Origin of the sequence: Paenarthrobacter sp. PPS72 (assembly GCF_048537125.1) — a bacterium.
Lineage (GTDB): Bacteria > Actinomycetota > Actinomycetes > Actinomycetales > Micrococcaceae > Arthrobacter > Arthrobacter nitroguajacolicus_E.
On sequence record NZ_JBLYIE010000021.1, the window covers coordinates 181677 to 194278 of the forward strand.

Sequence of the window (12602 nt, forward strand, 5' to 3'; positions counted from 1 at the left end):
CGGGCCCTTGCATGCATCAACCGTTCTTGTTGCGAGAGCGGCTGACCGGGTCCGGTACTGCCTAGTCGGCGTACGGGTCCGCGATACCTACGTACTGGGTGTACAGGTACTCTTCGATGCCTTCGGAGCCGCCTTCGCGGCCCAGGCCGGACTGCTTGACGCCACCGAACGGTGCAGCAGCGTTGGAGATGACACCGGCGTTGAGGCCGAGCATGCCGGTCTCGATGCGTTCGCTGATGCGCAGGCCGCGGTTGAGGTCCTTGGTGAAGACGTAGGCAACCAGGCCGTATTCGGTGTTGTTGGCCAGGCGGACTGCTTCGTCTTCGGTGGAGAAGGTGATGATCGGCGCCACCGGCCCGAAGATTTCTTCCTGAAGAATGCGGGCGTCAGCTGCGACGTTCTTCAGCACGGTGGGCTGGTAGAAGTAGCCGGGACCGTCCACGGCGGCACCACCTGTGACGGCAGTGGCACCTCCTGCTACGGCTTCAGACACCAGGGCGTGCACGCCGTCGCGGGCCTTGCCGTCAATCAGCGGGCCAACTTTCGACTCCGGCTCGGTGCCGCGGGCCGTGGTCAGTGCACCGATCTTGGCGGCGAACTTCTCCGCGAAGGAATCAGCGATGGACTCGTGCACAATGAAGCGGTTCGCTGCGGTGCATGCCTCGCCCATGTTACGCATCTTGGCAGCGATGGCGCCCTCAACAGCCTTGTCCAGGTCGGCGTCCTCGAAGACCACGAACGGGGCGTTGCCACCCAGTTCCATGGAGGTGCGAAGGACTTTGTCCGCGGCTTCGCGAATCAAGGCCTGGCCAACCGGGGTGGAGCCGGTGAAGGAGATCTTGCGGAGACGATCATCCTTGATCAGCGGACCCGTGACGGCACCGGCGGTGGAGGTCTGGATGACGTTCAGTACACCGGCGGGCAAGCCGGCTTCCTGCATGACCTGTGCGAAGAGCAGGCTGGTCAGCGGGGTCAGGTTGGCGGGCTTGAGCACCATGGTGCAACCTGCAGCGACGGCGGGGGCTACCTTGCGGGTGGCCATGGCCAGCGGGAAGTTCCACGGGGTGATCAGCAGGCAGGGGCCCACCGGCTTCTTCTGCACGAGGAGGCGGTTCCTGCCATCAGGAGCAGCGGAGTAGCGGCCCGAAACGCGGACGGCTTCTTCGGAGAACCAGCGCAGGAACTCGGCACCATAGGTGACTTCACCACGGGCTTCGGCCAGGGGCTTGCCCATTTCAAGGGTCATCAGGAGTGCGAAGTCTTCCGCACGTTCGGTGACCAGTTCGAAAGCGCGGCGCAGGATTTCGCCGCGTTCGCGCGGTGCCGTCCGGGCCCAATCGGCCTGGGCGGCAGCAGCGGCGTCGAGGGCGGCTGCGCCGTCTTCAGCGCCGGCGTCGGAGATGCTGAGCAGGACCTTGCCAGTGGCCGGGTCCTCAACATCAAAGGTCTTTCCGGAACCGGCCGGACGCCACTGACCGTTGATCAGCAGGCCGGTAGGGACGGAAGCCAGCAGTTCGCTTTCGCGTTCAACCGTGACAGTCATGGCGACTCCTTCGTCTTGGGTGCTTTGGAGAATTGCACCACTGGGGTTCGTTGCCGGAAGTGGCGTGAATTACTGCCACGGTACTGCCCCGCGCGAAGCAGTGTCTACGCCTTCACGCACTGCCTCATGGCCGCCGTTTTGTGCAGGTGCACAGCGGGCATCAGCGTGCCGCAAGAACCGCCGAGTAGAGCTCCCGCTTGCTGACCCGGGCATCCTCGGCCACTGCTGCCACGGCCTCCTTCAATCGGATCCCCTGGGAAATGAGCTCATTGACCGCAGCGACGTGGTCCTCCGGTTTGCCGGGTTCCTGTTCAGGCGCACCGCCCACAACCACTGCGATTTCGCCGCGGACCTCGTTGTTCTCCGCCCATTCCAGCAGTTCACGCAAGGTGCCACGAATGACTTCTTCATAGGTCTTGGTCAGCTCACGGCAGACGGCCACGCGGCGCTCTGCCCCGAAGCGCTCGTGGAGTGCCCGCAGCATCACCTCCAGCCTGTGCGGGGCCTCGAAGAAGACCATGGTGCGGCGCTCGTCGGCCAGGTCCGCCAGGCGTGAGTTCCGGTCCCCCGACTTTCGCGGCAGGAAACCTTCAAAGCAGAAGCGGTCGGTGGGCAGCCCGGAGAGTGCCAGCGCCGTCAGCACCGCGGAGGGGCCGGGAACCGCCGTGACGGTCAGGCCGGCAGCAACCGCGCCCTCCACCAGTCGGAAACCGGGGTCTGAGACGGCCGGCATTCCGGCGTCGCTGACCATCAGGATGGTCTTGCCGGCGCGCACGTGGTCCAGGAGCTCACCGGTCTTGGCCACTTCATTGTGCTCGTGATAGCTAATGACACGTCCGCTGACCTCCACACCCAGCGCCGTTACCAACCGGTGCAAACGGCGTGTGTCTTCAGCAGCCACAATGTCCGAGGTGCCCAGGAGCTCAACCAAACGCGCGGAAGCATCGCCCACATTGCCAATGGGTGTTGCGGCGAGCACAATCCGGCCGACGCCGGGAATTGCTCCGGAACCGGCATCAGAAGCTGGCTCCTCCAGGTCGTCGTTGAAGGGAGCCTCGTCCGGGGTGCTGCGCTGTTCGTCCACCTGCCAAGCCTAATGCCGGACGGGGTTCAAGGATGCAGCCGCGGGGTTCAGGGATACCGCAAGGATGGAAAGGTAGCATGGGCGGGTGAACCAGTCGCCCGTTCCCGCTACCGCTTCCGGATCCCCGGCGGCTTCCCCGGCGACCCCCGACCAAGGAAACACGCCGACGGAAGGAAACGCCGGCCAGCCGGATGCACCGAACCCCGCAGGCGGATCACTGCCCCGACAGACGGCGCCCCTGAATGACGCCGCGCCTATAGACGACACCTCCAGCGGTCCTCTCCCGAGCCCTGTGCACAAGCGCCGCTTGCCCGGCCGCGGATTGGAGGGCCACCGTTGGATCGCCCGGCCGTCCGAGGCCTACACTGTCCAGGCCTTGAAAGAACGTTTGATCGGCGGAGTCCAAAGCTGGCGCGACTACCCGCCTTCATTGCGTTTGTGGTTTTGGCTGATTCCCACCATTACGGCAATCCTGGGCGGAATTCTCCGCTTCTTCCGGCTTGACGCCCCGCACAGCCTGGTTTTCGACGAGACCTACTACGTCAAGGATGCTTACTCCTATCTGGTGAGCGGCTACGAACGCAGTTGGCCGGCCAACGCCAACGATTCCTTCAACGCCGGAAACCCGGATATCCTCCTCAACACCCCCGAGTACGTGGTACACCCGCCCGTGGGCAAATGGATGATTGCCTTTGGCATGTGGCTCTTCGGCGGAGACAACCCCTTCGGTTGGCGGTTCAGCGCGGCTTTGGCAGGCACTGTGACGGTCTTCCTCGTTTCGCTCATCGCGTTGAAGTTGTTCCGTTCACACACCCTCGGCGCGGTTGCCGGACTCTTGCTGGCCATCGACGGCCACCATCTGGTGCTCTCCCGTACATCGCTGCTGGACGTGTTCCTGGCTCTCTGGATCCTTGCCGCTTTCGGTGCCTTGTTACTGGACCGCGACGACGGCCGTCGTCGTCTGGCTTCCCGGCTCGCCGAGCAAGCGGCTGCTTCTCCGGGAGGCCGCCCTAGACCCACCCAACTGGTTGCAGGTCCCTGGCTTGGCATGCGCTGGTGGCGCCTGGTTGCGGGCCTGTGCCTCGGCCTGGCAGTGGGAACCAAGTGGTCGGCGCTGTTCTTCGTAGCGGCCTTCGGCATCATGACCGTGCTGTGGGATCTGAACGCCCGGCGCATCGCAGGAATCCGCAGTTGGTTCAGCGCCGGCGTCATCAAGGACGGCCTGCCCGCATTCGTGACCATCATTCCCATCGCTGCGGTCACTTACGTGGCTACGTGGACCGGCTGGTTCCTGTCCAAGGACGCCTACTACCGGCAATGGGCCGCCACCAACCCGGCCCCCGGATGGGACTGGCTGCCCAACTCCGTACGGTCGTTGGCGCACTACCACCTTGAAGCGTACAAATTCCATCAGGGCCTCAGCTCGGACCATCCTTACGAGTCCAGCCCCTGGACGTGGCTCATCATGGGCCGCCCTACCTCGTTCTACTACCAGACCCCCAAACCGGGCACCCCCGGCTGCGTTGTTGAGACATGCTCATCAGCCATCCTGCCGGTGGGTAATCCGGTGGTCTGGTGGGGCGGAACCATTGCCCTGGTGATCCTGTTGTTCTGGTGGGCAGGCCGCCGCGATTGGCGCGCCGGCGCCATCCTCGCCGGAGTTGCCGCGGGCTATCTTCCGTGGTTTATGTACCCGGAACGGACCATGTTCATCTTCTACGCCGTGTCCTTCGAACCGTTCCTGGTTTTGGGCCTGACGTATGTGCTGGGCTTGGTCCTGGGTCGCAGCGATGACCCCGTCTGGCGACGACGATCCGGGTTCTACGTAGTTGCCCTCGTCCTGGTGTTGGCAGTTTTGGCGACGGCATTCTTCTACCCTGTGCTCACGGCAGAAGTCATCACCTACCAGGAGTGGCGGATGAGAATGTGGATGCCATCGTGGATCTAGGAGGAGGCAAGCAGTGAGGGAAGCAAGCACGGAGCTTCTGGTCGAGGCGGACCCGAACACCAACGTGACGGACCTCCTCCTGGAACGCTGCCACAAGGATCCGTTCGGTAACCTCTATGCGCACAAGACGGCGAACGGCTGGCTGAACATCTCCGCGGCGAGATTCCTTGCCGATGTGACCGCCCTGGCCAAGGGCTTGATCGCAGGTGGGCTCAACCCCGGCGATCCTGTAGCTGTGCTCTCCCGCTCAAGCTTTGAATGGACGCTGGTGGACTTCGCCATCTGGATGGCCGGCGGAGTCACCGTCCCCATCTACGAGACGTCGTCGGCAAGCCAGATCGAATGGATCCTCACTGACTCCGGCGCCCGACGCATCTTCGTGGAGGACACTGCCAAAGCAGGCCTCGTCCATGCCTTGGTGGAACAGTCCCCGGCTTTGGGCGAGGAACCCGTGACCATCATCCGGATGGAGCACGACGGCGACGCACCCAACCTGACCAGCGTCTCCGCCGTCGGGATCGGCATCATGGACACCGAACTTGAGCGCCAGCGCAGCGCCGCGAACCTGTCCAGCATCGCCTCAATCGTTTACACCTCCGGAACAACGGGCAAGCCCAAGGGCTGCGAAATCACCCACGGCAACTTTGTCCTGGTGGCACGGAACGTCATCCCGTTCCTCCCCGAGCTTCTGATGCAGCAAGGCGCCCGGACCCTCATGTTCCTGCCCTTGGCGCACGTCCTCGCCAGAGCAGTCCAGGTTGTCTGCCTAACGGCTGGCATCACTCTGGGGCACAGTGCCGGCGCCAGTGGATTGATGGCAGACCTAGGCTCCTTCAAGCCCACGTTTCTGCTGGCTGTGCCGCGTATTTTCGAGAAGGTCTACGCCGGCGCCAGCCACAAAGCTGCCATGAGCGGAAAGTCCGCCCTCTTCTCGGCGGCTTCGGCTACCGCGGTGCAATATTCGACGGCGGCGGACCTCGCCGCCCGCGGCCAAGGACCCGGTCCGGGCTGGCTTCTGGGCCTGAAGCATTCCACGTTCAACAAACTCCTCTACCCCAAAGTGAGGGAGCTGTTCGGTGGCGACGTAGGCTACACAGTGTCCGGCGCCAGCCCCCTCAGCCTCCGGGACAACCATTTCTTCCATGGCGCGGGCGTTCCTGTCCTTGAGGGTTACGGGCTGACAGAGACCACCGCTCCCTGCACCGTCAATACCCCCACCATGTCCCGCATCGGCACGGTGGGGATCCCCCTGCCGGGAACCACCGTCAGGGTGGCCCCGGACGGGGAGGTGCTGGTCAAGGGCATCGGTGTGTTCAATGGCTACCACAACAATGAAGAGGCCACCCGGGATGCCTTCGTTGACGGCTTCTTCCGTACCGGCGATCTGGGCGAACTCGATGCCGACGGCTTCCTCACCATCACCGGCCGCAAAAAGGACCTCCTGGTAACCGCCGCAGGCAAGAATGTAGCGCCGGCTCCCCTGGAGGAGAAACTGCGCGAACACCCCTTGGTGGGACAGGCAGTGGTTGTGGGCGATGGCCGGCCTTTCGTCGCCGCGCTGGTTGGATTGGACCCCGAAGGGCTTGCCGATTGGTGCGCCGAGAACAAACTAGGGTCCATGAACCCAGAGGAGGCCGCTGGCAACGACCGTGTGCAGGCGGCTGTTCAGTCCGCAGTGGACGAGGCCAACAAGCTCGTCTCAGCTGCTGAATCCATCAAGAAGTTCGCTTTTATCACCGAGGACCTCAGCGTCGAGTCCGGGCACCTGACGCCTTCATTGAAACTGAAGCGGGCCGCGGTGCTCAACGACTTCTCAGCGGCAGTGGAGAAGCTCTACGAGAAGTAAGGCCTCCACATAGGCCGCCTCGAATCACCACCTAGTGCTGCCAATTCGGCACCTAATTCGGCCAAATTCACCACCTAGTTAGGCCAATGTCCCTCTAGGTGCCGTTGTTATCCCCATAGTGTTTCCTCACGAACCAAACGTTCAAAGGGGAACTCATGGTCACACCATCAGGCATACCAACACCGGCGCTCTACTACTCGCGTGTCCGGGCTACCTTGGTACCTCGAGTTGCGGGTTTCACGATGGTTGCGCTGGGCCCGGTGCTGTTCGTGCTGATCGTCCTGAAGAACACACCGGAAGTGCTCTTCGCACCGCTGGTCATCACCGCAGCTGGTTCATTCATCGCGTTCATGACCGTCACCGTCAAGGTCGACTCGCAGAACGTCGTGATCGCCTTCTGCGACATCTTCAAACGGACATTACCCAGGGATGAAATCGCGACGTTGACCACGGACAACTCGGCCGGTCCCAGTGGTTACGGATTCCGATACATGGGGCCCGGCATGGTCGGGTACCTCGTCGGCGGTCCCGAGATCAATATCGAGATGAAAAGCGGTAAGACCGTCATCGCCAGCATGGACCGCCCTGAACAGCTCATTCGTGTTCTGAGCGAAGCAAACCACTAAAAGAGGAGAACAAATTGTCGAAACGAACCTGGCCCCTGTCAGCAGGAGCTGTGGCACTGACCGCCGCCATCGCCCTGGGCTCAAGCGGAGTCGCCTCGGCAGCACCCACGCAAACCCACGCCGTCACGCGGCATGTAGTAAAGGATGCCACGTCCGAAGGCAAAGGGCTGTTCAAGGCAATCTACTTTGGCGTCGGACCACAGGTAGCTGAAGTCCGGGAAAAGCTGAACGACGGTTCCTACAAAGAATTCGCGCTGTCCGCAGCCAACCAAGAGGGACAAGTCCAGGCAGCAGACGCGGTGGTGTCTGCCATCGAGGCCAAGAATCCTAAATTCTTCGCCACCTTCCACGCAGCCCTCACCAGTGGCGATGTCCTGAGGGTTGATGCGAAATTCAAGCAGGTTCAGAAGATCATGACGGACCTCCTGAAGTCTGAACCGCAGCAGGTTACGGCACTGGCAAAGTCAGACACCGCAAACCCCTTGGCGGCCGTCCCCGTCTTCATTTGGGCCGCAGCAGTATGGGATGTCGCCGCGGCCGTCAACTACGCAGTGGGCGTCAACGTCTCTGTTGCCGCTGCCGCTGTCGTGGTGGTGTACGCCAAAGTGGCCTTCTGGCCCTCCGCGGGCACCGCGGGTTCACAACTGGAGAGCGAGAACAGCATTTCCCAGTTCACAGCGGCCCTGTCGCAGGACTGATCCCGGCCCCATACATGACCTCCGTACACACCGTTGAGGGTGTCCCCGCTGCTGGCTGGACACCGTCAATGGGACCGCAAGTAAGCCCCCTTCATGTGCTGGCCCCCGTAGTTGGCCTCCTGGTCCTGGGGACGTACTCCGTTTTGTCGTCAATTCCTTCAACGATCCTTACGCTGCCCTACTTCGACCAAGTGAAACCAAACGCCGTGTCAGCCATGCCTCAAGGGTGGGCCTTCTTTTCCAAGTCGCCCCGCGATCCTTCCATTGCTCCGTACCGCGAAGATGCCAACGGCTCCTTTACGTCGCTGAGCAAACTTCCAACTACCCGGGTCGAGAACCTCTTTGGTGTCAGCCGGGAAGGCCGCGCCCAAGGCGTTGAGGTCGCTTTGATATCCGGTGGGTCCGATGCCCGGAATTGGATGGATTGCTCCAGCCCGGTCCTACAGGAATGCGCGGAACTCGTGCATGACACACCCTCGTCTGTCGTCACCAATACCGTTGCCTCCCCCACGCTTTGCGGTGATGTCGTACTCGTACAGACCACTCCCGTGCCTTGGTCATTCAGGCACCAAACGTCACTGAGGGAAAAGGCAGACAAGGTCATCAAGCTGCGTGTGGACTGCAATGGCCAATAAGCTCTCAACCATCGTGGAGATTCCCCGAATTACGCTGTCTGTGGTCTGGTCGCCCTTCATGGGGATGATGCGGAGCGTTCTGGCTGTCGGCACCCTGCTGACGTTGATTTTCACGAGCAACGACGCACTGTTCCGGCCAGTTCTTGGTGTGGGCAACTATCCACTCTGCCGCGGAGTTGAATCGTTTGGCCTGTTCTGTGTCATTCCGCATGAGCAGCTCGGCTTCGCCAAGGCGCTCGGCGTGGTCATCCTGTTGCTGGTGATCTCAGGGGTCCTGCCCCAGATCACGGGGGTCCTGCATGCGTGGGTGGCCTTCAGCGTGGCGACGGGTATCTCAATCCCGGACGGCGGGGACCAGATTACGTCAAACCTGGCACTGCTGTTGGTTCCGATCTGCCTCGCGGATCCACGACTGAACCACTGGTCGCGGGCCAGGGCAGGATCTTGGGGCTTGCAACACCGGGCCAGCATTGCGGCTGTCTCCCTGGCTGCCCTGAAGATACAAGTCTCCGTGTTGTACTTCTACTCCATGACCGGAAAGATGTTTCAGACCGAGTGGGCCGAGGGCTCGGCCCTCTACTACATCGGCTCTGGTTTCTTCGGCCCCTCCGGAGCCCTCAGGGATGCCTTTGCCCTGCTGACGGATAACCCGGTGATATCCCTCGCCATGTCGTGGGGCGCACTCCTGATTGAGCTGCTCCTGGCAGTGACGTTGCTGACGCCTGTCAGGTACCGGCTTCTCTGGTTTGCTCTTGGTGTTTCGCTCCACACGGGCATCGCGCTGTTCCTGGGGATCTGGAGCTTTCAAGTCGCCATGCTGGCGGCCTTGTCCCTGCTCACTATCCCGGCCAAGTCCCCCGTCTACTCCGCAGGATTCCGTCTTCGCCACTTTAGGTTCAGAATGGCTTTTGCGGAGGCTCGGTGACCCCGAAGCGAACCAGAAGCCAAGTTAATTGGCTTCGTGTCCATCCGCCGGCGCTCTACCGCTGGGATTCCGCCGACTCCTGGCGGATGTCAGCCGGTTCGGACTCGTCGTCGGCTTTCTGCGCGGAAGTTTCAGCGTCGTCCGCTGCCTCCTGCTTGTCCGCAAGGCCCCGACGCCGCTTGGTGGGCCACGTGAAGATGAATGTCACGGTCGCCGCAAGGAACACCAAGGCTCCGATGACGATGCCCGCATCAATCCAGAACTGACCCGGGAAGAGCCGGATGAGGGTGTCCTCCAGTGAGAAGGTCCATGTGCCATTGGCAAAGAAGAGCCGGTGGAACTCCGTGAAGAACTGCTGCCAGCTCAGGGCAGCCAGGACCGCGAGGCCAATGATGATGACCAGCGTGACGATTGAACCGGCAAAGAGACCCCGACGGATCCCGCCGTTGCTGCGCTTACGCAAATACAGGATGGCAATGACGCTCAGGATGATGAGCAGGAGCCCCGCCCCGAAGGAAGACAGGATGACCAGCTTCACGTCGGCCATGTGCGAGACTTCGCTGTCCGTTAAGAGCTTCTCCCCGTCCTGGTTGACCAAGCCTCCCAGGAAGCGGGGGCCCGCCCAGTTGCTGAGGTAATCCACGGCGTACGAGCCGTACGTCATGCGATCGTCCGTGCTGAAGCCGTAGCCGTCGCCCGGGAAACCGGGGCGGTTGTACTCCACCCACAGGAACAGCGGACTGGTGACTGCCCTGACTGCCAAGACCAAGAGAATGACGGGGTAGAAAATGGCCAGCAACACCTGGAAAATCCGCGGCCCGATCGGCTTCACCTTTGCAGCTTGCTCGCGCTCGGCATTTCGGCGCGCAACTTCATCCTCCGGTGGACGAATCTGCAGGGCCGACGTCGGCAAAGGCTCGGAATAGTGCGACGGCGCTTTGGTGCTGGAAGCATCCGCAAGGGTGTCAGCGAACAAGGGGGTTTCCGTGCCGGCGTCCGCAGCTTCAGCAGCTTTGCGGTCCGCGCGACTCTCGGGCTGTCCGTGGGCTGGTGTTGCAGTTGACGTAGCTGAAGACTTTGCTGCCGCGGGTGCTGCTCCGGTGGTGGCTGGAGCAGTGGCCGCAGTAGAGCCACCGGACGTTGTGGGCTTCATCCAGTCGAAGGCCGGTTCGTTCGGGTCCTCATGGACGGCCGTGTCCGGTTCTTGTGGTTTTGGGCTCTTGTCGCTCACAGCGGGTTTCACTTCCGTAGGCATCCGCCGGCGATTGCTTGCTACCGGCTCTCTTGTCTGCATTCGAGCCTACCGCCCGGCATTGGCGAGACACGCGGTGCCACCCCGGCTGCGGCCAGATTGAAACGTAACTGTAAGCTCTATGCCGCGATGCTGCGGTAACCGGCGTCGTTGGCGTCCATGTCTCCGGTGACGCCGGCGCGGACTGCCTTTCCGCCAAGGATCAGGGTGTAAACCCAGTAACCGGCCAAAACCAATGCCCCAATAGTGACCTTGGCCCAGACCGGCAGCGGGCTTGGAGTGACAAAACCCTCCACAATTCCTGAGACAAACAGGACAAGCACCAACCCCATGGCAATGGTGATCAGCGAACGGCCCTCATCAGCCACAGCCTGCAGCCTGGTCCTGGGGCCGGGCCGCACCATGGCCCAGAAAATCTTGAGCCCCGCCGCGCAGGCGATGAAAACGGCCGTGAGTTCCATGAGCCCGTGCGGAAGGATGTAGCTGAAGAAAATGTCCATCTTCCCGGTGGCCAGGAAAAGTCCCGCAGCGATTCCAAGCCCCTGCGCATTCATGAACAAGATGAAAGGCACCCAAAATCCGGTAACGCCGAAGGCCACCGCTTGTGCGGAAATCCAGGCATTATTGGTCCATACCAAACCGGCGAAGGAAGCGGCAGGATTCTCGGAATAGTAGTCGATGAAGTCTTCCTCCACGTACTGCTGCACTCTGGCGTCGCTGGAGGCAACAGCCCTCAACGCCTCCGGTGAGGTGCCGATCCACAAAGCATAGGCACCCGCCACCACAACAAAGGCGAGCCCGCACCATAGGGTCAACCACCGGATCCGGTAAAACGCCGCAGGGAGGGAAAGGACGAAAAACCGTGCCAGATCCTCCATGAAATTCGAGCGCGCCCCGGTGAAACGTGTACGGGCCTGGGCCAAGGCTGCGGACAACGACGCCGACAATCCCGTTTCAGGCGCCACGGACCTAATGAGGGAAAGGTGCCCGGATACCGTCTGGTAGAGGCGCAGAAGTTCGTCTGCCTCGGCACCGGTAAGCCTGCGCTTATGCGCGAGGAAATGAAGCCGGGACCATTTGTCCTCATGTACGGCCGAGAAGGCATCAATGTCCACGCCACCACCCTAGCGCCTGTAGCCTCCGCGCGGTCAGCCCCACGGCTAGACTCGTTGGTGCGGGCACTCAAGGCGCCCACGGTATTGGCAAACTTGGGGGCGGGCATGAGTTCAATCATCACAGGCGAGGCAGTAGTCCTCGAGCTGCGCCCCGCGTCTTTCGCCGCGCGGGCCCTGGGCCTGATTCTGGATGTCATTTCACAGGTAGTCCTCGCAATACTCCTGATCATTCTCATTTCCGCAGCCTCCCGGGATCTTGACGACGCCGCCATCCAGGCATTGGTCCTCAGCAGCGTCGTCTTCTCCGTGGTGATCGTCCCCATCACGGTGGAAACCCTGACACGTGGGCGGTCCCTGGGAAAGCTCGCAACCGGACTACGCACAGTGCGCGACGACGGCGGGTCCATCCGCTTCCGGCACGCCCTCATCCGCGGGCTCGTCGGCTTCCTGGAGATCTACATGACCTTCGGCGGCCTGGCAATCGGCGTGGCACTATTCAACGACAAATCCAAACGCCTCGGGGACATCGTTGCCGGCACCTACTCACTCCGTCAACGCGTGCCCTCAAAGCCCCGGATCATGCCCGCAGCACCGCACCATCTCCAAGCATGGGTGTCCATGGCGGATATCGGCAGGGTGCCGGACGCCACCGCCCGCCGGGCCGGAACCTTCGTCCAGCAGGCCTACCTCATGGCACCTGCCTCACGCGTCAACATGGCGGCCGCCCTCGCATCAGAACTCGCAAGGTACGTCGCCCCACCCCCTCCGGCAGGAACCATCCCCGAGGACTACATAGGGGCAGTCCTCGGGGAACGGCGCAACCGCGAACTCATCAGGCTCCGTCAAGCGGAACAGCGGAACGCAACCGTAGGTGAGCGACTCAGAAGGCTGCCGTTCACTGGTGCCTGAAACATGGCCGGAAGACCGGCC

Annotated in this window: 11 protein-coding genes; 7 read left to right on the forward strand and 4 right to left on the reverse strand. The window is 62.2% G+C overall.

Translation table 11 applies throughout. The features are described 5' to 3' along the window. Positions 1 to 61 precede the first annotated feature (61 nt). Together ACLRGI_RS11040 and rsmI are read right to left on the reverse strand one after the other, a co-directional pair. Positions 62 to 1543: an NAD-dependent succinate-semialdehyde dehydrogenase gene (locus ACLRGI_RS11040; protein ID WP_419201699.1), complete on the reverse strand. Its 1482-nt coding sequence runs from the start codon at positions 1541 to 1543 to the stop codon at positions 62 to 64. A 160-nt stretch (positions 1544 to 1703) separates the two neighbouring features. Continuing rightward, positions 1704 to 2579, reverse strand: coding sequence for a 16S rRNA (cytidine(1402)-2'-O)-methyltransferase (gene rsmI / locus ACLRGI_RS11045; protein WP_419201786.1), 876 nt, complete (start codon positions 2577 to 2579; stop codon positions 1704 to 1706). 133 nt (positions 2580 to 2712) lie between these two features. Between rsmI and ACLRGI_RS11050 the strand changes: the two genes are divergently transcribed. From ACLRGI_RS11050 to ACLRGI_RS11075, 6 genes are all read left to right on the forward strand, one after another. After that, positions 2713 to 4575, forward strand: a complete 1863-nt coding sequence (locus ACLRGI_RS11050) for a dolichyl-phosphate-mannose--protein mannosyltransferase (RefSeq protein ID WP_419201700.1) — start codon at positions 2713 to 2715, stop codon at positions 4573 to 4575. A 13-nt stretch (positions 4576 to 4588) separates the two neighbouring features. Further along, complete coding sequence (locus ACLRGI_RS11055; protein WP_419201701.1) at positions 4589 to 6421, forward strand: AMP-dependent synthetase/ligase; 1833 nt, start codon at positions 4589 to 4591, stop codon at positions 6419 to 6421. Between the two features lie 155 nt (positions 6422 to 6576). Beyond that, positions 6577 to 7047: a hypothetical protein gene (locus ACLRGI_RS11060; protein WP_419201702.1), complete on the forward strand. Its 471-nt coding sequence runs from the start codon at positions 6577 to 6579 to the stop codon at positions 7045 to 7047. 14 nt (positions 7048 to 7061) lie between these two features. Next, entirely contained in the window at positions 7062 to 7745 is a 684-nt protein-coding gene (locus tag ACLRGI_RS11065; RefSeq protein WP_419201703.1) for a sporulation delaying protein family toxin, read from the forward strand. A 68-nt stretch (positions 7746 to 7813) separates the two neighbouring features. Further along, the gene (locus ACLRGI_RS11070) at positions 7814 to 8380 is read left to right on the forward strand and encodes an SdpA family antimicrobial peptide system protein (RefSeq protein WP_419201704.1); all 567 of its coding nucleotides are present in this window, start codon (positions 7814 to 7816) and stop codon (positions 8378 to 8380) included. Then, the gene (locus ACLRGI_RS11075) at positions 8370 to 9305 is read left to right on the forward strand and encodes a sporulation-delaying protein SdpB family protein (protein WP_419201705.1); all 936 of its coding nucleotides are present in this window, start codon (positions 8370 to 8372) and stop codon (positions 9303 to 9305) included. Before ACLRGI_RS11070 ends, ACLRGI_RS11075 begins: the two co-directional genes overlap by 11 nt. A 55-nt stretch (positions 9306 to 9360) precedes the next feature. On the opposite strand, the gene ACLRGI_RS11080 is transcribed toward ACLRGI_RS11075, so the two are convergent. Continuing rightward, positions 9361 to 10536: a TIGR01906 family membrane protein gene (locus ACLRGI_RS11080; protein ID WP_419201706.1), complete on the reverse strand. Its 1176-nt coding sequence runs from the start codon at positions 10534 to 10536 to the stop codon at positions 9361 to 9363. A 140-nt stretch (positions 10537 to 10676) separates the two neighbouring features. After that, positions 10677 to 11672: a stage II sporulation protein M gene (locus ACLRGI_RS11085; RefSeq protein ID WP_419201707.1), complete on the reverse strand. Its 996-nt coding sequence runs from the start codon at positions 11670 to 11672 to the stop codon at positions 10677 to 10679. A gap of 105 nt (positions 11673 to 11777) precedes the next feature. Here ACLRGI_RS11085 and ACLRGI_RS11090 point away from each other — a divergent pair, with 105 nt between their 5' ends. After that, complete coding sequence (locus ACLRGI_RS11090; RefSeq protein ID WP_419201708.1) at positions 11778 to 12581, forward strand: RDD family protein; 804 nt, start codon at positions 11778 to 11780, stop codon at positions 12579 to 12581. The last annotated feature ends 21 nt before the right edge of the window (positions 12582 to 12602 follow it).

Excerpts from the sequence above, each read along its gene's own strand:
- ACLRGI_RS11040 (WP_419201699.1), bottom strand. The coding sequence starts at position 1,543 with ATGACTGTCACGGTTGAACGCGAAAGCGAACTGCTGGCTTCCGTCCCT.
- ACLRGI_RS11060 (WP_419201702.1), top strand. The coding sequence starts at position 6,577 with ATGGTCACACCATCAGGCATACCAACACCGGCGCTCTACTACTCGCGT.
- ACLRGI_RS11070 (WP_419201704.1), top strand. The coding sequence starts at position 7,814 with ATGGGACCGCAAGTAAGCCCCCTTCATGTGCTGGCCCCCGTAGTTGGC.
- ACLRGI_RS11075 (WP_419201705.1), top strand. The coding sequence starts at position 8,370 with ATGGCCAATAAGCTCTCAACCATCGTGGAGATTCCCCGAATTACGCTG.
- ACLRGI_RS11090 (WP_419201708.1), top strand. The coding sequence starts at position 11,778 with ATGAGTTCAATCATCACAGGCGAGGCAGTAGTCCTCGAGCTGCGCCCC.